This window comes from Actinacidiphila sp. bgisy144, assembly GCF_057708105.1.
On the sequence record NZ_JBYIRM010000011.1, the window covers coordinates 174,997 to 196,627 of the forward strand.

General features: G+C 72.1%; 17 protein-coding genes. 9 read left to right on the plus strand and 8 right to left on the minus strand.

The annotated features are described in order from the left end of the window. Positions 1 to 18: 18 nt before the first annotated feature. Entirely contained in the window at positions 19 to 1,029 is a 1,011-nt protein-coding gene (locus AC3EVP_RS15595; protein WP_435130487.1) for an Lrp/AsnC family transcriptional regulator, read from the minus strand. Positions 1,030 to 1,146: 117 nt separating this feature from the next. Here AC3EVP_RS15595 and AC3EVP_RS15600 point away from each other — a divergent pair, with 117 nt between their 5' ends. Further along, entirely contained in the window at positions 1,147 to 2,583 is a 1,437-nt protein-coding gene (locus tag AC3EVP_RS15600; protein ID WP_435130489.1) for an MFS transporter, read from the plus strand. A gap of 217 nt (positions 2,584 to 2,800) precedes the next feature. Here AC3EVP_RS15600 and AC3EVP_RS15605 read toward each other — a convergent pair whose 3' ends face one another. Both AC3EVP_RS15605 and AC3EVP_RS15610 read right to left on the minus strand, forming a co-directional pair. Continuing rightward, on the minus strand, positions 2,801 to 3,064 hold the full coding sequence (locus tag AC3EVP_RS15605) for a protealysin inhibitor emfourin (RefSeq protein ID WP_435130491.1): 264 nt from the start codon (positions 3,062 to 3,064) through the stop codon (positions 2,801 to 2,803). Positions 3,065 to 3,068: 4 nt separating this feature from the next. Beyond that, positions 3,069 to 4,196: a M4 family metallopeptidase gene (locus AC3EVP_RS15610; RefSeq protein WP_435130493.1), complete on the minus strand. Its 1,128-nt coding sequence runs from the start codon at positions 4,194 to 4,196 to the stop codon at positions 3,069 to 3,071. A gap of 298 nt (positions 4,197 to 4,494) precedes the next feature. On the opposite strand from AC3EVP_RS15610, the gene leuA reads away from it, so the two are divergent. The 4 genes from leuA (at position 4,495) to AC3EVP_RS15630 (ending at position 9,157) form a co-directional block, all read left to right on the plus strand. Continuing rightward, positions 4,495 to 6,267 (plus strand): 2-isopropylmalate synthase, encoded by a 1,773-nt coding sequence (gene leuA / locus AC3EVP_RS15615; protein WP_435130495.1) that lies wholly within the window; start codon positions 4,495 to 4,497, stop codon positions 6,265 to 6,267. 312 nt (positions 6,268 to 6,579) lie between these two features. After that, positions 6,580 to 7,281, plus strand: coding sequence for a TerB family tellurite resistance protein (locus AC3EVP_RS15620; RefSeq protein WP_335983363.1), 702 nt, complete (start codon positions 6,580 to 6,582; stop codon positions 7,279 to 7,281). A gap of 198 nt (positions 7,282 to 7,479) precedes the next feature. Beyond that, positions 7,480 to 8,226 (plus strand): DNA repair protein RecO, encoded by a 747-nt coding sequence (recO, locus tag AC3EVP_RS15625; protein WP_335983366.1) that lies wholly within the window; start codon positions 7,480 to 7,482, stop codon positions 8,224 to 8,226. A gap of 133 nt (positions 8,227 to 8,359) precedes the next feature. After that, positions 8,360 to 9,157 (plus strand): isoprenyl transferase, encoded by a 798-nt coding sequence (locus AC3EVP_RS15630; protein WP_335983368.1) that lies wholly within the window; start codon positions 8,360 to 8,362, stop codon positions 9,155 to 9,157. Between the two features lie 99 nt (positions 9,158 to 9,256). Here the strand turns inward: AC3EVP_RS15630 and AC3EVP_RS15635 are convergent, their stop codons facing one another. Continuing rightward, the gene (locus AC3EVP_RS15635) at positions 9,257 to 10,639 is read right to left on the minus strand and encodes a glycine--tRNA ligase (RefSeq protein WP_335983372.1); all 1,383 of its coding nucleotides are present in this window, start codon (positions 10,637 to 10,639) and stop codon (positions 9,257 to 9,259) included. Between the two features lie 244 nt (positions 10,640 to 10,883). Here AC3EVP_RS15635 and AC3EVP_RS15640 point away from each other — a divergent pair, with 244 nt between their 5' ends. Continuing rightward, a complete protein-coding gene (locus tag AC3EVP_RS15640; protein ID WP_335983376.1) occupies positions 10,884 to 11,294 on the plus strand; it encodes a Fur family transcriptional regulator in 411 nt (136 codons plus the stop codon). Between the two features lie 62 nt (positions 11,295 to 11,356). On the opposite strand, the gene AC3EVP_RS15645 is transcribed toward AC3EVP_RS15640, so the two are convergent. Together AC3EVP_RS15645 and AC3EVP_RS15650 are read right to left on the minus strand one after the other, a co-directional pair. Then, positions 11,357 to 12,337, minus strand: a complete 981-nt coding sequence (locus tag AC3EVP_RS15645) for a helix-turn-helix domain-containing protein (protein WP_335983378.1) — start codon at positions 12,335 to 12,337, stop codon at positions 11,357 to 11,359. A gap of 175 nt (positions 12,338 to 12,512) precedes the next feature. Next, positions 12,513 to 14,054, minus strand: a complete 1,542-nt coding sequence (locus AC3EVP_RS15650; protein ID WP_435130499.1) for an MFS transporter — start codon at positions 14,052 to 14,054, stop codon at positions 12,513 to 12,515. An 89-nt stretch (positions 14,055 to 14,143) separates the two neighbouring features. On the opposite strand from AC3EVP_RS15650, the gene AC3EVP_RS15655 reads away from it, so the two are divergent. Beyond that, positions 14,144 to 15,052, plus strand: coding sequence for a helix-turn-helix transcriptional regulator (locus tag AC3EVP_RS15655; RefSeq protein WP_335983380.1), 909 nt, complete (start codon positions 14,144 to 14,146; stop codon positions 15,050 to 15,052). A gap of 144 nt (positions 15,053 to 15,196) precedes the next feature. Here the strand turns inward: AC3EVP_RS15655 and ppdK are convergent, their stop codons facing one another. After that, positions 15,197 to 17,962, minus strand: coding sequence for a pyruvate, phosphate dikinase (ppdK, locus tag AC3EVP_RS15660; RefSeq protein ID WP_435130544.1), 2,766 nt, complete (start codon positions 17,960 to 17,962; stop codon positions 15,197 to 15,199). Between the two features lie 362 nt (positions 17,963 to 18,324). After that, positions 18,325 to 19,539 carry a tRNA dihydrouridine synthase DusB gene (gene dusB / locus AC3EVP_RS15665; RefSeq protein WP_435130501.1) on the minus strand — a complete coding sequence of 405 codons (1,215 nt, stop codon included), beginning with the start codon at positions 19,537 to 19,539 and terminating at the stop codon, positions 18,325 to 18,327. A 123-nt stretch (positions 19,540 to 19,662) separates the two neighbouring features. Here dusB and AC3EVP_RS15670 point away from each other — a divergent pair, with 123 nt between their 5' ends. Both AC3EVP_RS15670 and AC3EVP_RS15675 read left to right on the plus strand, forming a co-directional pair. Beyond that, on the plus strand, positions 19,663 to 21,084 hold the full coding sequence (locus tag AC3EVP_RS15670) for an MFS transporter (RefSeq protein ID WP_435130503.1): 1,422 nt from the start codon (positions 19,663 to 19,665) through the stop codon (positions 21,082 to 21,084). Further along, positions 21,081 to 21,596, plus strand: coding sequence for a MarR family winged helix-turn-helix transcriptional regulator (locus tag AC3EVP_RS15675; RefSeq protein WP_435130505.1), 516 nt, complete (start codon positions 21,081 to 21,083; stop codon positions 21,594 to 21,596). The genes AC3EVP_RS15670 and AC3EVP_RS15675 overlap by 4 nt, the downstream gene beginning before the upstream one ends. The last annotated feature ends 35 nt before the right edge of the window (positions 21,597 to 21,631 follow it).

A 21,631-nucleotide genomic window follows, 5' to 3' on the forward strand; every position in this document is an offset into this window, starting at 1 on the left:
CCGTCACGGCGCGGGAGGTCACGCCGGATAAGGGCCGGCCCCCTTGAGGAGACGGTGGATGGGCGCGGTCTCGGTCCGGCGCAAGCCGGGAAGCGCGGCGACGGGCCCCGTCAGATAGCGGTAGAGCGCCTCGGGGTCCTTGCAGCTGATCGACGCGTAGACGTTCGTGGTCCCGGTGGTCGCGGCGGCGAACGCCACCTCGGTGTGCCCGGCGAGCGCGGCGCCGACCTCCGCGAGCCGGGCGGGCTCGACCTCCAGCCAGAGGCCGGCGCGCAGTTCGGAGCGGAGCAGCCCGGCACCGAGGTCGAGGTCGTAGTAGAGGGCGCCGCAGGCGCGCAGTTCCGACAGCCGGCGCCGTACGGTGCTGAGCGACCACCCGGTGGCGGCGGCCAGTTCGGCGGCGGGCGTGCGGCCGTCGCGGGCGAGCGCGTCGAGCAGCAGGTGGTCGCCGGGGGCGAGCGGCACGGGCGCGGCGGCGGCGTCGGGCGGCGGGCCGGCGGGCGCGTCGTCCGGGGCGAGCGCGGCGGCCTCTTGCGGGGTGAGCGCGCTGCTGCGGCTGACCGGGCTGAGGTCGCGCCCGAAGAAGATGTGCAGCAGCGCGTGCGCGGCCACGTGCACCACCTGCGGGGTGCGCGGCAGCTTCTGGAGCAGCAGCGTGTCGTCGTGGCCGGGCGCGGCCGAGTGCGTCACGCAACTGATCTCGGTGCCGCCGGAGATGAGGTTGACCCAGCGGGTGCCGGCGTGCCGGGCCAGCGCCGCGCCGATCGAGGCGGCCGCGTCGGGCGTGCAGCGCACCCGCACCATCCAGGGCGTCAGCCCGGTCCGGAACGGGTCGGTCAGGCCGAGCACCCGGATCGTACGGTCGCCGCGCAGCCGGCCGTAGCGGCGCGCCACGGTCTGGTCGGAGACGCCGAGCACCTGCGCGATCCGGCTGAAGGGCGCGCGCCCGTCGATCTGGAGGGCGTGCAGCAGCCGCCGGTCGAGCAGGTCGAGTCCGGCCAGCGGGGCCCAGACGGCGTCGGATTCCACCACCACAGGCTACGTTCTGTCGGAATACGCCGCGACACCGGGTGTGGCTGGAGACGCGAACGGGTGTGCCCGAGGGTGGGGTGGTCCTTCCCGCGACACCGGAACGGAGTCCCACCCATGCGCAAGTGGCTGCCACTTGTGGCGATCTGCCTGGGCGCCTTCATCCTGCTGGTCGACGTCACCATCGTGAACGTCGCCCTGCCGAGCATGGCGTCCGACCTCCACGCGTCCTTCACCTCCCTCCAGTGGGTGATGGACATGTACGCCCTCGCGCTGGCCGCGCTGCTGCTCGCCGCGGGTTCGCTCGCCGACCTGTTCGGGCACCGGCGGCTGTACGTCATCGGGTTGGGCGTCTTCGCGCTCTCCTCGCTGGCGGCCGCGCTCTCGCCCGACGCGACGACGCTGATCACCGCGCGGGCGGTGCAGGGCGTCGGCGGGGCCGCGATGTTCGCCACCTCCGCGGCGCTGGTCGCCGCGTCCTACCAGGGCCGGGACCGCGGCACCGCGTTCGGGGTGTGGGGCGCGGTCAACGGCGCCGCGGCCGCACTCGGCCCGGTGCTCGGCGGGCTGCTCACCGAGGGGCTGGGCTGGCAGGCGATCTTCCTGGTCAACCTGCCGATCGCGGTGGTCGCCATCGCGCTGACCCTGCGGGTGCTGCCGGTCGGGCGGCGCGGCACCGGCCGGCTGGACCTGCCCGGCGCGCTCACCTTCACGGTGGCCGCGGCCGCGCTGACGTACGCGCTGATCCGCGGCGGGGAGGACGGCTGGACCGACACGCTGACCGTCTCCTCCTTCGTGCTCGCCGCTGTCGCCGTGGTCGCGTTCGTGGTGGCCGAACTGCGGTCCGCGCACCCCATGCTGGACCTGTCCCTGCTGCGCCGGCCCACCTTCTCCGGGCTGCTCGGCAGCGCGGTGCTCTTCCAGGCGGGCTCCTTCGGCGCGCTGGTCTACATCTCGCTGTGGCTCCAGAACGTGCTCGGCCTCAGCCCGATCCGCGGAGGTCTGGCGCTGATGCCGCTGGCGGTGGCGTCGTTCGTGGTCGCCGCGGCGGCCGGGCGGCACGCGCACCGCTTCTCGCCCGCGGTGCCGGTGGGCGTCGGCATGGTGCTCATCGGCATCGGAGCGGGTGTGCTCTGGCAGTCCGTGTCCGCGGGCTCGCACGCCTCCGCCCTCTTCGCGGGGCTCGCCGTCATCGGTGCCGGGGTCGGGCTGGCCACGCCCGTGCTGGTCTCGACCGCGGTCGACGCGGTGCCCGCGCACCGGTCGGGGATGGCCGGCGGCGCCGTCAACACCTTCCGGCAGCTCGGGATGAGCCTGGGGATCGCGTTGTTCGGGTCGATGTTCACGGCCCGCGTGCGGGAGGTCACCTCCCACCGCGGCACGGTGCGGGCGGCGTACGCCGCGGGGTTGGACCGGATCTTCCTGGCGAGTGCGCTGGCCGCGCTGGCGGGAGCGGGGTTGGTCTTCCTCACGGTGCGCCGCTCCCGGGTGGGCGAGACCCCCCAGGGTGCCCCGTCCCCGGATGCCCGGGACCTTGCGGTTCGGGGTGGTTGACCGCGCGGTTCCCCGCTTCCGGGTGGGCGGGACCCTCCGGGGTGCCCCGTCCCCCGGTGCCCGGGACCTTGCTGTTCGGGGTGGTTGGTCGCGCAGTTCCTCGCGCCCCTTTGCCCTTCGGGGTGGCCCTGGCTCGGAGTTACGGGATCTTGCGGTCTGCGGTGGTTGGTCGCGCGGTTCCTCGCGCCCCTGCTTGGGCGCCCTACATGCGGCGGGGTTAGGCGCCCTCGTTCAGGACGGTGGTGATGAGGTCGCGTTGGGCGGGGGTGAGGGCGGGGTCGGCGCAGTGGAGGGTGCGGTCGTCGATGGTGAGGACGTAGGTGAAGCCGTCGGGGACCGGGGGGCTGGGGGCGCGGGGGGTGGCGAGGGCCGCGCGGGCGAGGGCTTCGAGCCGGGGGGCGCCGGGGTGGCCGGCGGTGTCGAGGGCGGCCCGCCGGGGGATGCCGGCGAACCCTCCGGAGCGGACCACCTCGATACGCACGAAGTCACGCCTCCTGGGTCTGCTCACCGGGCTGCTGACGCGGCAGTTCGGCGGTGCCGGAGCCCGAGCCGCCGCCGGCGTCGGTGACGCCGACGGTGGACCACGCGGAGCGGACCGCCTGGTACTGGGCACCTTCACCGTAGCGCGCCTTCGCCGCCGCGGCGGTGGCCGCGGCGAACGCCGCGAAGTCGGTGTCGGCGGCGAGCGAGCCGCCGGTGAGGGTGTCGTACCAGATCTGCCCGGCCTGCTCCCAGGCGTGGCCGCCGAGCGCGGCAGCGACGAGGTAGAAGGCGTGGTTGGGGATGCCGGAGTTGATGTGCACCCCGCCGTTGTCGTCCGAGCCGGAGACGTATCCGGCCATGGTGCCCGGCTGCGGGTCCTTGCCCAGGCGCGGGTCGTCGTAGGCGGTGCCGGGGGCCTTCATGGAGCGCAGGGCGACGCCGTGCACGCCGGGGGCGAGCAGCCCGGAGCCGATCAGCCAGTCGGCCTGGTCGGCGGTCTGCCCGAGGGTGAACTGCTTGATCAGGCTGCCGAAGACGTCGGACACCGATTCGTTGAGAGCGCCGGACTGGCCCTGGTAGTCGAGGTTGGCGGTGTACTGGGTGACGCCGTGGGTCAGTTCGTGCCCGATCACGTCGACGGGGATGGTGAAGTCGAGGAAGACCTTGCCGTCGCCGTCGCCGAAGACCATCTGCTCGCCGTTCCAGAAGGCGTTGTTGTAGCCCTTCAGGTAGTGCACGCTGGCGGTCAGCGGCAGTCCGCGGCCGTCGATGGAGTGCCGGCCGTACGCCTTGAGGTAGGTCTCGAAGGTGTCCCCGAGCCCGTCGTACGCGCGGTTGACGCTGGCGTCCTTGGACGGCTGGGCGCCCTCGGCGCGGACCTCGGTGCCGGGCAGGTCGTCCTTGTGGCCGGCGTCGTGGATGGTGCGCTTCGGCTGGTCGGAGGGTGCGGACGGGGCGGCGGCGGTGCGGGCGGCCCCGGCCGGGCCGAGCGCGGCGTTGAGCCGGCGCCGGGTGCGCTCCCGGGCGTCGTGCTCCAGCGTGTGGCGCGCGGGGCCGGACAGGTCGGCGTCGTCGGACCTGGCGAGGCGGTCCAGGATGTGCGGCGGCACGATCGTGCAGAAAACTCCCATGGACGAACTGTGACAGTCACCGCACGTGCTGTCACTCGATTCCCGTCCACACCACGGGAAGGGGGGATTCGGCCGGACCGCGGTGGACGGCCGATCGTCTTGCATGGTGAGAGGAAGTACGCATCGGGTGCGTGTTCCGTCCGCGCGTGGGCTACTGTCGATGCCATGCGTTTCGGGCTGCTTCTCCTTAGCTGCCGCGGCGAGGGCCTGTAGTCGTAGGCCGACCCCCTCCCCGCGGAGTTTCGGCGTTTCCAAGCCGTCGGCCGCCCCGAGCGGAGCCCCGAGGAGAGCCACCCCGATGAACAGCCAGCCCAGCCGGAACCGTGTCGGCCGCCCCACGCCCATCACCGCCGCGACCGTCGCCCAGCGCGCCACGTCGATGCCGATCCACAAGTACGGGCGGTACGAGCAGGTCGACATCCCCGACCGCACCTGGCCGGACGCCCGCGTCACCAAGGCTCCCCGGTGGCTGTCCACCGACCTGCGCGACGGCAACCAGGCGCTGATCGACCCGATGTCGCCGGCCCGCAAGCGGGAGATGTTCGACCTGCTGGTGCGCATGGGCTACAAGGAGATCGAGGTGGGCTTCCCCGCCTCCGGCCAGACCGACTTCGACTTCGTGCGCTCCATCATCGAGCAGGACGCGATCCCGGACGACGTGACGATCTCCGTGCTGACCCAGTCCCGCGAGGAGCTGATCGAGCGGACCGTCCAGTCGCTGGTCGGCGCCCGCCGGGCCACCGTCCACCTGTACAACGCGACCGCGCCGGTCTTCCGGCGGGTGGTCTTCCGCGGCAGCCGCGACCAGGTACGGCAGATCGCGGTGGACGGCACCCGCCTGGTGGTGGAGTACGCCGACAAGATCCTCGGCGACGACACCGTCTTCGGCTACCAGTACAGCCCGGAGATCTTCACCGACACCGAGCTGGACTTCGCGCTGGAGGTCTGCGAGGGCGTGATGGACGTCTGGCAGCCCGAGGAGGGCCGCGAGATCATCCTCAACCTGCCCGCCACGGTGGAGCGTTCCACCCCCTCCACGCACGCCGACCGCTTCGAGTGGATGTCGCGCAACCTGTCCCGGCGGGAGTACGTGTGCCTGTCGGTGCACCCGCACAACGACCGCGGCACCGCGGTGGCCGCCGCCGAACTGGCGCTGATGGCCGGCGCGGACCGTATCGAGGGCTGCCTGTTCGGGCAGGGCGAGCGGACCGGCAACGTGGACCTGGTCACGCTGGGCATGAACCTCTTCAGCCAGGGCATCGACCCGCAGATCGACTTCTCGCAGATCGACGAGATCCGCCGCACTGCCGAGTACTGCAACCAGATGGAGATCCACCCGCGCCACCCCTACGCGGGCGACCTGGTCTACACGTCCTTCTCCGGCTCCCACCAGGACGCCATCAAGAAGGGCTTCGAGGCGATGGAGGCCGACGCCGCCGCCCAGGGCAGGAGCATCGACGAGATCGAGTGGGCGGTGCCCTACCTGCCGATCGACCCCAAGGACGTCGGCCGCTCCTACGAGGCCGTCATCCGGGTCAACTCGCAGTCCGGCAAGGGCGGTATCGCCTACGTGCTGAAGAACGACCACAAGCTGGACCTGCCGCGCCGGATGCAGATCGAGTTCTCGAAGATCATCCAGAACAAGACCGACACCGAGGGCGGCGAGGTCACCCCGGCGCAGATCTGGGCGATCTTCCAGGACGAGTACCTGCCCACCCCGGACAACGCGTGGGGCCGGATCACGCTGCACTCCGCCCAGACCTCCAGCTCCAGCGACGGCGCCGACGAACTGACCGTCGGCGCCGAGGTGGACGGCGAGGCGACCACCCTCACCGGCCGCGGCAACGGCCCGATCTCGGCGTTCTTCGACGCGCTGGCCGGCGTCGGCGTGGACGCCCGGCTGCTGGACTACTCCGAGCACACCCTCAGCGAGGGCGCGTCCGCGCAGGCCGCGTCCTACATCGAGTGCGCCATCGACGGCCGGGTGATGTGGGGCATCGGCATCGACGCCAACACCACCCGCGCCTCGCTGAAGGCCGTCGTCTCGGCCGTCAACCGCGCAGGGCGGTAACGGGACCGCCCGTTCGGCCCGTCGACGCCCGGCCGCCCGTCAACGCGGGTCGGACCTTCCCCCCGGTGAGTGATTCGCGCACCGGGGGGAGGTCTGCCGGGCGCCGGCCATCCGCCGCGGCAGGTCCCGAAAACGGGCGCGGCGGGCTGCCCGGGAGGGCCGAAAAGCCCCCGGCCGACAGCAACTGACCCCGCACGCGGTACTGACGGCGTAGCCAACTGTGGCTAACATCACGCTCGACGGCACCGTGGCCGCTGCGCACGTTGGCGCCGTTGCGGATGCGTACCGGGACGAGGACGGCCGGAGGGTGCGATGAAACTGGGGCCTATCTGGAGTGTGCGCACATCCTGGCACACCGAGGACGACGGCGAGTTCTACTGCCCCGAGTGCGGCGGCGACCGCGCGTACCACCGCAGAACCGGCACCCGCAGGCTGACGGTCTTCAACGTCCCCCTGTTCGCGCGGGGTTCGGCCGGCAGCGTGATCGAGTGCACCGCGTGCCACCGCCAGTACGGCTCCGAGGTGCTGGCCTTCCCGACCACCACCCGCTTCTCCGCGATGCTGCGGGACGCGGTGCACACCATCGCGCTCGCCGTGCTCACCGCGGGCGGCGCCGACGCGAAGCCGACCCGGGAGGCCGCGGTCGGCGCGGTGCGGGCGGCGGGCTTCAGCGACTGCACCGAGGACCAGCTGCTCGGGCTGCTGGCCGCGATCGTCGCCGACGAGGGCCGCTTCCGCCGCTCCGACGAACTCGGCCCGGACTCCTTCGCCGAGGCCGTCGACGGCTGCGGCAGCTGGCTGTCGATCGAGCTGCACGAGGCGCTGGAGCCGCTCACCGACCACCTCGCACCCCAGGGCCGCGAGCGGGTGCTGCTCGAAGGCGCGCACATCGCGCTCGCCGACGGCCCCTACCGGCCGGCCGAGCGCGACGTGCTGGAGGCGATCGGCCGCTGCCTGTCGATCAACACCTCCGACATCGACCGCCTGCTGCGGGCCGCCGCGACAGCGGCCTGACCGGCCCCGGCCAGGGGCCGCCTCCCGGACCGGCCTCCCCGCCCGGGCCCGGACCGCCGGCGTGCGCGTACGGGGCGTACGGCGGTGGTCCGCGGTCCGGATACGGCGGCGGCCTGGCGCGGCCCGCTGCGGCACGTCACGTCACGGCACGGCGAACCGTTTCCCCGGGGCGGACCCCGGTAGGCGAGAATGGTCCGCATGAGTCTGTTCCGCGACGACGGCATCGTGCTGCGCACCCAGAAGCTGGGCGAGGCGGACCGGATCATCACCCTGCTGACCCGCAGGAACGGCCGGGTGCGCGCGGTGGCCCGCGGGGTGCGCCGCACCAAGTCGAAGTTCGGCGCCCGGCTGGAGCCGTTCAGCCACGTCGACGTGCAGTTCTTCACCCGGGGCGGCGAACTCGTCGGCCGCGGGCTGCCGTTGTGCACGCAAGGCGAGACCATCGCCCCGTACGGCGGCGCCATCGTCACCGACTACGAGCGCTACACCGCGGGCACCGCCATGCTGGAGACCGCCGAGCGCTTCACCGACCACGAGGGCGAGCCCGCGGTGCAGCAGTACCTGCTGCTGGTCGGCGCGCTGCGCACGCTCGCCGCGGGCGCCCACGAACCGCGGCTGGTGCTGGACGCCTTCCTGCTGCGCTCGCTCGCGGTCAACGGCTACGCCCCGAGCTTCGACGACTGCGCGCGGTGCGGGATGGCCGGGCCGAACCGGTTCTTTTCGGTCGGCTCGGGAGGAGTCGTCTGCGGCGAGTGCCGGGTGCCCGGAAGCGTCGTACCCTCACGGGAGGCACTGGAACTGCTCGGCGCGCTGCTGGGCGGCGACTGGGAGACCGCGGACGCCTGTGAGCCGCGCCACTGCCGCGAGGGCAGCGGGCTGGTGGCGGCCTACCTCCAGTGGCACCTGGAGCGCGGGCTGCGGTCGCTGCGCTTCGTGGAGAAGTGAGGCGGCCGCGGCTCACGCCGTACCCCGCCGCACCGCAGCGCACCGCACCGCCTGATCGCCGCACCGCACCGCACCGCACCGCACCGCATGATCGACGAACGACCTGCCACGACCTGTCGGGAGACGTACCACCATGGCACGACGCGGGATTCTCACCCGTCACCGGAAGACCTACAGCGCGCCCGAGCCGCACCCCTCCGGCGAGCGCCCGCCGAAGATCCCGGGCGAGCTGGTCCCCAAGCACGTCGCCGTGGTGATGGACGGGAACGGCCGCTGGGCGACGGAGCGGGGCCTGCCGCGGACCGAGGGCCACAAGGTCGGTGAGGGGGTCGTCCTCGACGTGCTCAAGGGCTGCCTGGAGATCGGCGTCAAGAACCTGTCGCTGTACGCCTTCTCCACCGAGAACTGGAAGCGCTCGCCGGAGGAGGTGCGCTTCCTGATGAACTTCAACCGCGACGTCATCCGGCGCCGCCGCGACGAGATGGACGAGCTGGGCATCCGCATCCGCTGGGTCGGGCGGATGCCGAAGATGTGGAAGTCCGTGGTGCAGGAGCTCCAGGTCGCGCAGGAGCAGACGGTCGGCAACACCGCGATGACGCTCTACTTCTGCCTGAACTACGGGGGCCGCGCCGAGATCGCCGACGCCGCGCAGGCGCTGGCCCGCGACGTGGCCGCCGGCCGGCTGGACCCGGGGCGGGTCAACGAGAAGACCTTCGCGAAGTACCTGTACTACCCCGACATGCCCGACGTGGACCTCTTCCTGCGGCCCAGCGGCGAGCAGCGCACCTCCAACTACCTGCTGTGGCAGAGCTCTTACGCGGAGATGGTCTTCCAGGACGTCCTGTGGCCGGACTTCGACCGCCGCGACCTGTGGCGCGCCTGCCTGGAGTACGCCCGGCGCGACCGCCGCTTCGGCTCCGCCCAGGCGTAGGCACACGCCGGCGCCCGAAGACAGACGCGAAAGGGGCGCGGGAACCGGATCGCCGGTTCCCGCGCCCCTTTCCGCGCGAGGACTCGCGTCGGAGTCGCGTCAGCAGCCCAGCAGGCGGGAGCCGAGGTAGGACTCGACCTGGTCGAGGGAGACGCGCTCCTGCTTCATCGTGTCGCGCTCGCGCACCGTGACGGCGTTGTCATCGAGGGTGTCGAAGTCCACGGTGACGCAGAAGGGCGTGCCGATCTCGTCCTGGCGGCGGTAGCGGCGGCCGATCGCGCCCGCGTCGTCGAACTCGATGTTCCAGTTCTTGCGGAGCGCGGTCGCCAGGCCCTTGGCCTTCGGGGACAGCTGCGGGTTGCGGGACAGCGGCAGCACCGCGACCTTGACCGGCGCCAGCCGCGGGTCGAGCCGCATGACGGTCCGCTTCTCCATGACGCCCTTGGCGTTGGGCGCCTCGTCCTCGTTGTACGCGTCGAGCATGAACGCGAGCATGGCGCGGTTCACGCCCGCCGCCGGCTCGATCACGTACGGGTACCAGCGCTCGCCGGCCTCCTGGTCGAAGTACGACAGGTCCTGGCCGGACGCCTTCGCGTGCGCCGACAGGTCGTAGTCCGTGCGGTTGGCGACGCCCTCCAGCTCGCTGAACTCCTGGCCGCCGAACTGGAAGCGGTACTCGATGTCAGCGGTGCGCTTGGAGTAGTGGGAGAGCTTCTCCTTCGGGTGCTCGTACCACCGGATGTTCTCCTCGCGGATGCCGAGGCCGGTGTACCAGTTCCAGCGCTCCTGCATCCAGTACTCGTGCCACTTCTCGTCCTCGCCCGGCTTGACGAAGAACTCCATCTCCATCTGCTCGAACTCGCGGGTGCGGAAGATGAAGTTGCCGGGCGTGATCTCGTTGCGGAACGACTTGCCCATCTGCGCGATGCCGAACGGCGGCTTGCGGCGGGCGGTGGTCTGCACCTGGGCGAAGTTCACGAAGATGCCCTGCGCGGTCTCCGGCCGCAGGTACGCCACCGAGCCGGCGTCCTGCGTCGGGCCGAGGTGGGTCTGGAGCATGCCGGAGAACTGCTTGGGCTCGGTGAAAGCGCCCTTGGTGCCGCAGTGCGGGCAGTTGATGTCGGCGAGGCCGTTCGCGGGCAGCCTGCCGTGCTTCGCCTCGTACGCCTCCTCCAGGTGGTCGGCGCGGAAGCGCTTATGGCAGGAGGTGCACTCGGTGAGCGGGTCGGAGAAGGTGGCCACGTGGCCGGAGGCGACCCAGACCTCGGGGGAGAGGATCACCGACGAGTCGAGTCCCACCACGTCGTCACGCGAAATCACCATGGCGCGCCACCACTGGCGCTTGATGTTCTCCTTGAGCTCGACGCCCAGCGGTCCGTAGTCCCAGGCGGCCTTGGAACCGCCGTAGATCTCACTGCTCGGGAAAACGAAGCCACGGCGCTTGCTCAGGCTGACGATGGTGTCGATCTTGTCGGCGGCCACGGTGCTCTCTTCAGTGCGACGGGGGGTTCGGTCGCCCCAGATTACCGGCGGGTGCGGGGCCCATATCAAATCCGTTCCGGCGCGCGGGCCGCCGAGGGCCTCCGCTTCGGCGCCGAGCGCGCAATACTTGACAACGGTTTCCACTTGTCCGGGCCGTGGCGGTCCGGCCGGGGCTGGCACAATGGGCCGCCGGGCCCGGGTCCGGGGACGGCGACCTCGGGACGACCTGAGAAGGAGGCAACCCGTGGACAGCACCAAGCAGCCGGTGCGCGGCCGCTCCACCCGACAGCGCGCCGCGGTCGCGGCGGCCCTCGACGAGGTCGACGAGTTCCGCAGCGCCCAGGACCTGCACGACCTGCTGAAGCACCGCGGCGACTCGGTGGGCCTGACCACGGTCTACCGCACCCTCCAGTCGCTGGCCGACGCCGGCGAGGTGGACGTGCTGCGCACCGGCGACGGCGAGTCCGTCTACCGCCGCTGCTCCGGCGGCGGCCACCACCACCATCTGGTCTGCCGCGGCTGCGGCCGGGCCGTCGAGGTCGAGGGACCCGCGGTCGAGAAGTGGGCGGAGTCCATCGCGACCACCCACGGGTTCGTGGACGTCTCCCACACCATGGAGATCATCGGGACCTGCGCCGACTGCGCGAGCAGCTAGCCGCTGACTGCTGACCGCTGACCGCTGACCGCGAGCCGCTGACCGTTGGCCGCCGGCCGGCCTTAGAGCCAGCTGCGCCGGGCCGCCTCCATGCCGAGCTGGAAGCGGGTCCGCGCGCCCGCGTGCTGCATCAGGTCGTGGATGTGCCGCTGCACCGTGCGGATGCTCCACCCGAAGGTGCGGGCGATCACCTCGTCGGTGGCGCCGCTGGCCAGCAGCCCGAGCAGCTGCCGGTCGCGCGGGTCCATCGTCTCCTGGACACCGTTCGGCCCCGACCGGTTCAGCGGCACCGCGCGGGCCCACACGGACTCGAAGAGGGCCGCCGCCATGTCCAGCAGCGAGGACGGGTGGATGAGGTAGGCGATGCCGTTGTGGTAGTCGTCGGCGGAGCTCATGATCGCCAGGGCGTCGTCGCACATCACCAGCTTCACCGGCAGCGACGTGCCGACCTTGGCGCGTTCGCCGCGCCGGATGCCCTCCCAGATGTTCTCCAGCCGCCCGGGCAGCGCCACCGACTCCTGGTCGTAGACCACGCGGTAGCCGATGGTGCCCGCCTCCAGGAACCGCCGCTCCTCCAGGTTGGGGCCCTCGTCGCCGTGCTCGCCCGCGGCGACGAAGTACGGCGGCTTGTCGAACGCCCGGATCTCGCGCTGCGCGCGGCGCTGCACCCGTACGAAGGTGCGCCAGATCTGCGGCGCGCCCGTGACCACCTCGATCCGGGCGTCGAGCCGGCGTGCGGACTTCTCGGCGTGGAACGCCTCGTCCAGCTTGTTCAGGTGCTGCTGGAGCAGCCGGAGTTCGTGCTCGCGTTTGGCGATCAGCACCGAGCCGGCCAGCGACGGCTCCACCGCCGAGTAGCGGGCCGGGCGGCCGGGTGTGCGCGTCACCAGACCGCGGTCGATCAGGCTGGACAGCGCGCGCGTCGTCGTGGACGTGGTGACGTTGACCCGGCTCGACAGCACGTCGGCGGTGGAGTTGCCGCGCGAGATCAGTGCCTCGTAGACCCGCGCCTCCGTCTCCGGTATGCCGACCGTTTCCCACATGAGCACTCCCTGTCGTGTATACGACACGCGTCGTGTACCCGCAGCCATCCGGTCATGGTCATGGCTGACACAACTGCGCCACGGTCTCATACCGCAGGGCTCACCGGGGAGCGCCCACGAAGGGGGTGCCGGGGCGACTGCCCCGGCACCCCCTCGCTGTTTCGCTCCGGCCCGCTCAGACCACCTTGCGGGGCAGGCGCAGGCTCAGCGCGACCGTTGCCGCCACGGCCACGAGCTGGGCGAGGAGGGTCCACACCAGGGCGTCCTGGATACCGACCGACGACGTCGACAGGCTCAGGAAGAGCGTGCCGAGGGTGGCGACGCCCAGCGCCAGGGCGGACTGCTGGGTGGTGGCCATCGCACCGCTGCCGACGCCCGCCTGGGCCGCGGGCACCTCGCTCAGCACGATCCGCAGGACCACCGGCAGCACGAAGCCCTGCCCGAAGCCGGCCACCGCCATGCCCGGCGCGAGCGCCCACACGCCCAGGTGCGGCCAGCCCCAGAAGAACGTGCCGGCCAGGACCAGCAGGCCCGCCGCCTGGATCAGCGACCCGCCGGTCACCGTCAGCCGCCCCCAGCGCGCCACCGCGCGCGGCCCGAGCAGGGAGGCGGCGAAGAACGCCGCACACAGCGGGGCCAGCGCCGCGCCCGCCTGGAGCGCGCTGAACTCCAGCCCGTCCTGCATCGCCACCGCCAGCACGAACATGAAGCCGCCGAAGCCCAGGCAGAACGGCACGATCAGCAGCAGTCCGCTGCGCACGCTGTGGATACGCACCAGCGACGGCGGCAGCAGCGGGTTGCCGCCGGTGCGCTCCCCGCGCACCTCCACCGCCACGAACGCGGCCCCGGCGAACGGCGACAGCGCCAGCAGCACCCACGCCCACACCGGCCAGCCGGCCGCGCGGCCCTCGGTGAGGGGCAGCAGCAGCGCGACCAGCGTCAGGGCCAGCAGCCCGGTGCCGGCCCGGTCGATCCGCGCCGGGTGCTGCGACTTCGTCTCCGGCACCGCACGCAGCGCCAGGACGAATGCGACCGCGGCGACCGGCACGTTCACCAGGAAGATCGACCGCCAGCCGCTGCCGGCGATGTCCGCGGAGACCAGGACGCCGCCCAGCACCTGCCCGACCACGCTGGCGATGCCCGCGGTCGCGCCGTAGTAGCTCAGCGCCTTGCCGCGGCTGCTGCCGGAGGTCGCGGACTGGATGGTGGCCAGGGCCTGCGGCAGCAGCAGCGCGGACGCCGCGCCCTGCGCGACCCGCGCGCCGACCAGCGTCCACGCGTCGGGGGCGACCCCGCAGGCCAGCGAGGTGAGGGCGAACAGCGCCAGCCCCCACAGGAAGAGGTTGCGGCGGCCGAACATGTCGCCGAGGCGGCCGCCGAGCACGAGCAGCACCGCGTACGCGACGCCGTAGCCGGAGACCACCATCTCCAGCACCGCGGAACCGGCGTGCAGGTCGTGGTCGATGGTGGGCAGGGCGACGTTGACGATGAAGAAGTCGACCATCGGCAGGGCGGCGCCGAGCAGGACGGTCAGCAGGCCCAGGGTGCTCAGGCCGGGGGTGGTCGGGGCCGGGGCCGGGTTCGGGGCCGGGGTGGTCGGGTTCGGGGCGGGGGTGGTGCCCTTGCCCCTTCCGGTGCCGAGGTGGGTGACCCGGGGCAGCACCTGGGCCCGGGACACGAGGGTGGGTTCCATGCGATCGGTCACGTGTTCCACCATGGACCGCTGCTCAGGGGGGTACCAGACAGCGTTTATCCAGGTATACGGACCACCTGGCAATGGGCTGGGGAGTGCGGCACGCTGGAGGCATGACATCCAGCGGGCCCGGCATCCGGGATCGTACGGCTCCCGGCGGCGCGGCGGGCGAGAGCCGGCGGCGCGAACTCGCGTCCTTCCTGCGCAGCCGGCGCGAGCGGATCTCCCCGGAGCAGGTCGGGCTGCCCCCGGGCCGCCGGCGCCGTACGCCCGGGCTGCGCCGCGAGGAGGTCGCGCAGCTCGCCGCGGTGGGGGTCACCTGGTACACGTGGCTGGAGCAGGCCCGGGAGATCCAGGTCTCCGGGCAGGTCGCCGACGCGATCGCCCGGGCGCTGATGCTGGACCGGATCGAGCGGCGCCACCTGTTCACGCTCGCCGGGGCCGCCGACCCGCACCCGGACCTGGACTGCCCGGGCATGTCGACGACCGTCCGCGCCATGATCGACCAGCTCGAACCGCTGCCCGCGGTCGTCCTCAACAGCCGCTACGACATCATCGCCTACAACCGCACCTACGGGCGCCTGGTCACCGACCTCGACGCGATGCCGCCCGAGGACCGCAACCTGATGTGGCTGGCCTTCACCGACCCGCAGTGGCGCGAGCGGATGCTCGACCGGGAGGAGAACATCCGGCTGATGGCCGCGAAGTTCCGCGCCTCCATGGCCGAGCACCTCGCCGACCCCGCCTGGAAGGCCCTGCTCAGGCGCCTCCAGCAGGGCTCGCCCGAGTTCTGCGCGATGTGGGAGCGGCACGAGGTCCTCGTCCAGCCCGACAGCCACGTCAAGCGCTACCTCAACCCCGACGTCGGCCTGCTCGCCTTCGACTTCACCCACCTCTGGCTCGGCCCCCAGCAGGGCCCCCGCCTCACCACCTACGCCCCCGCCGACCCCACCACCCGCGAACGCCTCCACCGCCTCCACCACCTCACCCTCCCCCCAACCCCCCACCCCCTCCCGGCCTGACCGGGACAAGGGGGCGGGGGCGGCCGCTTCCGCACGAAGGGGCCGCCCCCGGTGGGGCGGGGTCGGGGGGTGCCGGTGGTGAGGGTTGGGCGGCCCCGGTGGGGGCCGCCGCCGGCGGGCCGACCCGGCCCCGGTTTCAGGTGGTCAACTCAGCCCCGCCCGCCCGGCTTCGAGGCGGGCGACGGGGATGCGGAAGGGTGAGCAGGAGACGTAGTCCAGGCCCACCCGGTGGAAGAAGTGCACCGACTCCGGGTCGCCGCCGTGCTCGCCGCACACCCCGAGCTTCAGGCCGGGGCGTACCGCGCGCCCCGCCTCCGCGGCCGAGCGGACCAGGGACCCGACCCCGTCGACGTCGATCGTCTCGAACGGGGACACCCCGAAGATGCCCTTCTCCAGGTAGGCGGTGAAGAACGACGCCTCCACGTCGTCCCGGGAGAAGCCCCACACCGTCTGGGTGAGGTCATTGGTGCCGAAGGAGAAGAACTCGGCCGCCTCCGCGATCTGCCCGGCGGTCAGCGCGGCCCGCGGCAGCTCGATCATGGTGCCGATCGACAGCCTCAGCTCGGTGCCGCTGGCCGCCTCGACCTCGGCGATCACCGCGTCGGCCTCGTCGCGGACGAGTTCCAGCTCCTGCACGGTGCCCACCAGCGGGATCATGATCTCCGGGCGCGGGTCGCCCTTCACCGAGCGCCGGTACGCCGCCGCCTCGGCGATCGCCCGCACCTGCATCGCGAACAGCCCGGGGATGACCAGGCCGAGCCGCACCCCGCGCAGCCCCAGCATCGGGTTCTGCTCGTGCAGCTTGTGCACCGCCTGGAGCAGCCGCAGGTCGTTCTCGTTGGCGTCCTTGCGGGCCTCGGCGAGCGCGACCCGCACCGACAACTCCGTGATGTCCGGCAGGAACTCGTGCAGCGGCGGGTCCAACAGCCGTACGGTGACCGGCAGTCCGTCCATCGCCTCGAAGAGCTCCACGAAGTCGGCCTTCTGCAACGGCAGCAGCGCGCCCAGCGCCTCCTCCCGTTCGGCGTCGGTGTCGGCGAGCACCAGCCGCTCCACCAACTCCCGCCGCTCGCCCAGGAACATGTGCTCGGTGCGGCACAGCCCGATGCCCTGCGCGCCGAACCGCCGGGCCCGCGCGGCGTCCTCGGCGTTGTCGGCGTTGGCCCGCACCCGCAGCCGCCGCACCCGGTCGGCGTACGCCATCACCCGGTGCACCGCCTGCACCAGTTCGTCGGCCTCCTCCGCACCGGCGTGCATCCGGCCCTCGAAGTACTCGACCACCGGAGAGGGCACCACCGGCACCTCCCCGACGTAGACCTTCCCCGAGGACCCGTCGATCGAGATGAGGTCGCCCTCCTCTATCACCACACCGCCCGGCGCGGTCAGCCGGCGCCGCTTGGTGTCGACCTCCAGCTCCTCCGCCCCGCACACGCAGGTCTTGCCCATCCCGCGGGCCACCACGGCCGCGTGCGAGGTCTTTCCGCCGCGCGAGGTGAGGATGCCCTCGGCGGCGATCATGCCGTTCAGGTCGTCCGGGTTGGTCTCGCGCCGGATCAGGATGACCCGTTCACCCGAGCGCGACCACTTCACGGCGGTGTACGAGTCGAAGACCGCCTTGCCGACCGCCGCGCCCGGCGAGGCGGCGATGCCCCAGCCGATCCGCCGGTAGCGGGAGTCCCCGGCGGTCGCGGCGTCCTCGAACCGGGGGAACATCAACTGGGCGAGCTGCGCGCCGTTGACCCGTTGCAGCGCCTCGGCCTCGTCGATCAGCCCCTGGTCGACCAGTTGCGTGGCGATCCGGAACGCGGCGGCCGCGGTCCGCTTGCCGACCCGGGTCTGGAGCATCCACAGCTGGCCGCGCTCGATGGTGAACTCGATGTCGCACAGGTCCCGGTAGTGCGTCTCCAGCGTCTCCATGATCTTCATCAGCTGGTCGTACGACGCCTTGTCGATCGCCTCCAGGTCGGCGAGCGGCACCGTGTTGCGGATGCCGGCCACCACGTCCTCGCCCTGGGCGTTCTGGAGGTAGTCGCCGTAGACGCCCTGCTGGCCGCTGGCCGGGTCGCGGGTGAAGGCCACCCCGGTGCCGGAGTCGGGGCCGAGGTTGCCGAAGACCATCGAGCAGACGTTGACCGCGGTGCCCAGGTCGCCGGGGATGCGCTCCTGGCGGCGGTAGAGCTTGGCCCGCTCGGTGTTCCAGGAGTCGAAGACGGCCCGGATCGCCAGGTCCATCTGCTCGCGCGGCTGCTGCGGGAACTCCCGCCCGGCGTGCGCCTCGACGATCGCCTTGAACTCCTCGACCAGCCGCCGCAGGTCGGCCGCGTCCAGCCCGAGGTCGCTGTCGGCGCCCTTGGCCCGCTTCGCCTCCTCCAGCGCCTCCTCGAAGAGGTCGCCGTCCACCCCGAGCACGGTCTTGCCGAACATCTGCACCAGGCGCCGGTAGGAGTCCCAGGCGAACCGCTCGTCGCCGCCGGCCTGCGCGGCCAGCCCCGCCACGGACGCGTCGGACAGCCCGATGTTCAGGACGGTGTCCATCATCCCCGGCATGGAGAACTTCGCCCCGGAACGCACCGACACCAGCAGCGGGTTGTCGTGCTGGCCGAGGGTGCGGCCCATCCGCTGCTCCAGCGCGTCGAGGTGCGCACTCACCTCGTCGCGGAGCGCGGCCGGTTCCGCACCGGACTCCAGGTAGACCTTGCACGCCTCGGTGGTGATGGTGAAGCCCGGCGGGACCGGGAGGCCGAGGTTGGTCATCTCGGCGAGGTTCGCACCCTTCCCGCCGAGCAGATCCTTGAGGTCCTTGTTGCCCTCAGTGAAGTCGTAGACGTACTTGCGCTTCTTCTCGCGTGTCGACACGGGTCCGTTGACTCCTCGCGTCCTGGTTGCCCTGACGGCGGGGAGCGTACCCATCTCGAAGGTGCCCAAGGCCGTCCATCATCACGACACACGGGTGTAACCGCTCGTCTGCCGTCTAATCCAAAGCACGCGGCTACCGGTCGGGTCGGGGCGGTGCGTTCACGAGTCGAACGGACGACCCCGAAGCGCGAGGTGCGACGGCCGATTCGGGTACGCACAGTGACGGCTACGCGGGCGGGGTGTACACAACCGAATGGCACTGAGTGCCAAGCGTTCGAGAAGTAGCGCGCTCTGATGTGCGCTCATTTGAGCGAATGGCATATCAGACGTGGCGCGAATCACGTGATCCGCCGTCCCCGCGTCTCATCTGTCGGACGTACGAAAGGTACGTATCGCCGGGCCTTGCGCTGCCCGGTTCAGCCGCCCGAGGTGTCCGACTCCGCGTCCTCCGTCAGCGCCGCGCACTCGTACGGGTCGTTCAGCCAGCCGTCCGGCAGGACGACCCGCTTGCCCGCGGCGGTACGGCCCCGCGGCCCGTCGGCGTGCGCCGGCCACGGCTGCGTCTGGTCCAGCGAGCCGAGCAGGTCGGACAGTTCGGCCAGCGACGACGCGGTGGCCAGCGCGCGGCGGACGTCGGAGCCGACCGAGAACCCCTTGGTGTACCAGGGGACGTGCTTGCGGAAGTCGACCACTCCGCGCGTCTCGTCGCCCAGCCACCGCCCGAGGAGGTCGGCGTGCCGCAGCATCACCGCGGCGACCGCGGCGAAGTCGGGGCGGGCGGCGGCCTGGTCGCCGCCCTCGCCCGTACGACCGGGGCCCAGTGCGGCGACCAGGTCGCCGAACAGCCACGGCCGGCCCAGGCAGCCGCGGCCGACCACCACCCCGTCGCAGCCGGTCTCGCGCATCATCCGCGCCGCGTCCTCGGCGCACCAGATGTCGCCGTTGCCCAGCACGGGGATCTCCGGGACGTGCTCCTTGAGCCGGGCGATGGCGTCCCAGTCGGCGGTGCCGCCGTAGTGCTGGGCGGCGGTGCGGCCGTGCAGCGCGACCGCGGTCACGCCCTCCTCGACGGCGATCCGGCCGGCGTCGAGGTAGGTCAGGTGGTCGTCGTCGATGCCCTTGCGCATCTTGATGGTGACCGGCAGGTCGCCCGCGCTGCCGACCGCCTCCCGCAGGATCGACCGCAGCAGGTTGCGCTTGAAGGGCAAGGCCGAGCCGCCGCCCTTGCGGGTGACCTTCGGCACCGGGCAGCCGAAGTTGAGGTCGATGTGGTCGGCGAGGTCCTCGTCCACGATCATCCGCACCGCCTTGCCGACGGTCGCCGGGTCCACGCCGTACAGCTGGATCGACCGGGGGGTCTCGGCGGCGTCGAAGTGGACGAGCTGCATCGTCTTCTCGTTGCGCTCGACCAGGGCGCGGGTGGTGATCATCTCGCTGACGAAGAGCCCCTGGCCGCCGGAGAACTCGCGGCACAGGGTGCGGAACGGCGCGTTGGTGATCCCGGCCATGGGGGCGAGCACGACCGGGGGCCACACGGTGTGCGGGCCGATCTGGAGGGCACCCGGGGCGGGTGCGGCCTTCGGCTGGGGTGCGCCGGTCGCGGGCGGGGCCAGGGTGGCGTCAGCGGTCATGCGCCCATTGTCCCGTACTGGGGGAGCGGACCTCGAAACGGTTGTACGACAACAACGAAATCGGTTGTAGAGTAGTAATGATTCTACTTGTACAAGCGATGCGAGAGGCCGGGACGCGAAGGTATGCCCGAACTGACCTACCGGCGCCGGATGCTGGTCCTGGCGATCTGCTGCATGAGCCTGCTGATCGTCAGCCTGGACAACACGATCCTCAACGTCGCGCTGCCCTCGATGCAGCGGGACTTCCACGCCTCGCTCTCCGGGCTCCAGTGGACGATCGACGCCTACCTGGTGGTGATCGCCTCGCTGCTGCTGCTGGCCGGCTCCACCGCCGACCGGGTCGGGCGGAAACGGATCTTCCAGATCGGCCTGGTGGTCTTCACCCTCGGGTCGGCGCTGTGCAGCCTCGCCCCCGGGCTGGGCTGGCTGATCGCCTTCCGCATGCTCCAGGCGGTCGGCGGCTCGATGCTCAACCCCGTGGCGATGTCGATCATCACCAACACCTTCGTCGACCCCAAGGAGCGGGCGAAGGCGATCGGCGTGTGGGGCGGCGTGGTCGGCATCAGCATGGCGGCCGGTCCGATCATCGGCGGTGCGCTGGTGGAGTCCGTCGGCTGGCGCTCGATCTTCTGGATCAACGTGCCGGTCGGCCTGGCCGCGCTGGTGCTGACCGCGCGGTTCGTGCCCGAGTCGCGGGCGCCCCGGGCCCGCCGGATCGACCCGGTCGGCCAGGTGCTGGTGATCCTGCTGCTCGGCACCCTCACCTACGGGATCATCGAGGGCACCGGCGCGGGCTGGGGCTCGCCGCTGATCGTCAGCTGCTTCGTGGTGGCCGCGGCGGCGGTGCTGGCGCTGGCCGGCTACGAGCGCCGCAGGTTCGACCCGCTGATCGACGTGCGGTTCTTCCGCAGCGTGCCCTTCAGCGGCGCCACCCTCATCGCGGTGTGCGGCTTCGCCGCGCTCGGCGGGTTCCTCTTCCTCAACACCCTCTACCTCCAGAACGACCGCGGCCTGTCGGCGCTGAAGGCCGGTCTGTACATGGTGCCCATGGCCGTGATGTGCCTGGTCTTCGCGCCGCTGTCCGGCCGGCTGGTCGGCGCCCGCGGGCCGCGGCTGCCGCTGGTGCTCGCCGGGATCACGATGACCGCCAGCGGCGTGCTCTTCTCGGCGTTCCACGCGGAGGAGCACAACGCCGAACTGTTCGCCTCCTACGTCCTGTTCGGCATCGGCTTCGGCCTGATCAACGCGCCGATCACCAACACCGCGGTGTCCGGGATGCCGCGCGCGCAGGCCGGGGTGGCCGCCGCGGTCGCCTCCACCAGCCGGCAGGTCGGCTCGTCGCTCGGCGTCGCGGTGCTGGGCGCGGCACTGGCGGCCGGGCTGCACGAGGGAGCATGGTGGATCATCGCCGGGTGCGGGGCGGCCGTGCTGGCGCTCGGCGTCCTCACGACCGGGCGCTGGGCGCGCGGGACGGCGGAGCGTACGGCGTCGGCGCTGATGGCGCCGGAGGTGGAGAAGGACGAGATGGCGGTGAGCGCGTCGTGACGACGGCGGAAGCGGCAACGGCAACGGGTGCGGGTGCGGCTGCGGGTGCCGAGGTCCGGACGGGGGCGGCCGAGCGGATCTGGAGTAACCTCCGCGCGCTGGTGCTGGAGCAGAACGAACGGCGCAAGGAGACCGCCGAAGCGCTCGGGATGAGCTTCTTCCGGGTCAAGGCGCTGCGCCGGATCGCCGCGCGCCCCTACCGGATGAGCGACCTCGCCACCGAACTCGCCTCCGACCGCCCCTACCTCACGCTCATCGTCGACGACCTGGAGAAACGCGGCCTCGTCGAGCGCCGCCAGCACCCCACCGACCGCCGCTGCAAGATCGTCTCCGCGACGGAGCAGGGGCAGGCCGCCGCGGCCCGCGCGAACGCGATCCTCGGCAACCCCCCGCCCGCGCTCGCCGCCCTCCCCCCGGACGACCTCGCGACCCTCGACCGCGTCATCGCCACCCTCGTCGCCTCCGGCGCCCAGGCCTTGGCCGGCCCCCCTGCCGTCGAACCCGGCGAGTAGCAGCCCGACCGCCGCTGCCCGGTGTGCGGGCAGTG

What these genes read in the sequence shown, in the direction of transcription:
- dusB (WP_435130501.1), bottom strand. Translation starts at nt 19,539, where the DNA reads ATGACCGCTGACGCCACCCTGGCCCCGCCCGCGACCGGCGCACCCCAG.
- AC3EVP_RS15650 (WP_435130499.1), bottom strand. Translation starts at nt 14,054, where the DNA reads ATGGTGGAACACGTGACCGATCGCATGGAACCCACCCTCGTGTCCCGG.
- AC3EVP_RS15600 (WP_435130489.1), top strand. Translation starts at nt 1,147, where the DNA reads ATGCGCAAGTGGCTGCCACTTGTGGCGATCTGCCTGGGCGCCTTCATC.
- AC3EVP_RS15655 (WP_335983380.1), top strand. Translation starts at nt 14,144, where the DNA reads ATGACATCCAGCGGGCCCGGCATCCGGGATCGTACGGCTCCCGGCGGC.
- AC3EVP_RS15645 (WP_335983378.1), bottom strand. Translation starts at nt 12,337, where the DNA reads ATGTGGGAAACGGTCGGCATACCGGAGACGGAGGCGCGGGTCTACGAG.
- AC3EVP_RS15610 (WP_435130493.1), bottom strand. Translation starts at nt 4,196, where the DNA reads ATGGGAGTTTTCTGCACGATCGTGCCGCCGCACATCCTGGACCGCCTC.
- AC3EVP_RS15620 (WP_335983363.1), top strand. Translation starts at nt 6,580, where the DNA reads ATGAAACTGGGGCCTATCTGGAGTGTGCGCACATCCTGGCACACCGAG.
- ppdK (WP_435130544.1), bottom strand. Translation starts at nt 17,962, where the DNA reads ATGGGTACGCTCCCCGCCGTCAGGGCAACCAGGACGCGAGGAGTCAAC.
- recO (WP_335983366.1), top strand. Translation starts at nt 7,480, where the DNA reads ATGAGTCTGTTCCGCGACGACGGCATCGTGCTGCGCACCCAGAAGCTG.
- AC3EVP_RS15670 (WP_435130503.1), top strand. Translation starts at nt 19,663, where the DNA reads ATGCCCGAACTGACCTACCGGCGCCGGATGCTGGTCCTGGCGATCTGC.
- AC3EVP_RS15630 (WP_335983368.1), top strand. Translation starts at nt 8,360, where the DNA reads ATGGCACGACGCGGGATTCTCACCCGTCACCGGAAGACCTACAGCGCG.
- leuA (WP_435130495.1), top strand. Translation starts at nt 4,495, where the DNA reads ATGAACAGCCAGCCCAGCCGGAACCGTGTCGGCCGCCCCACGCCCATC.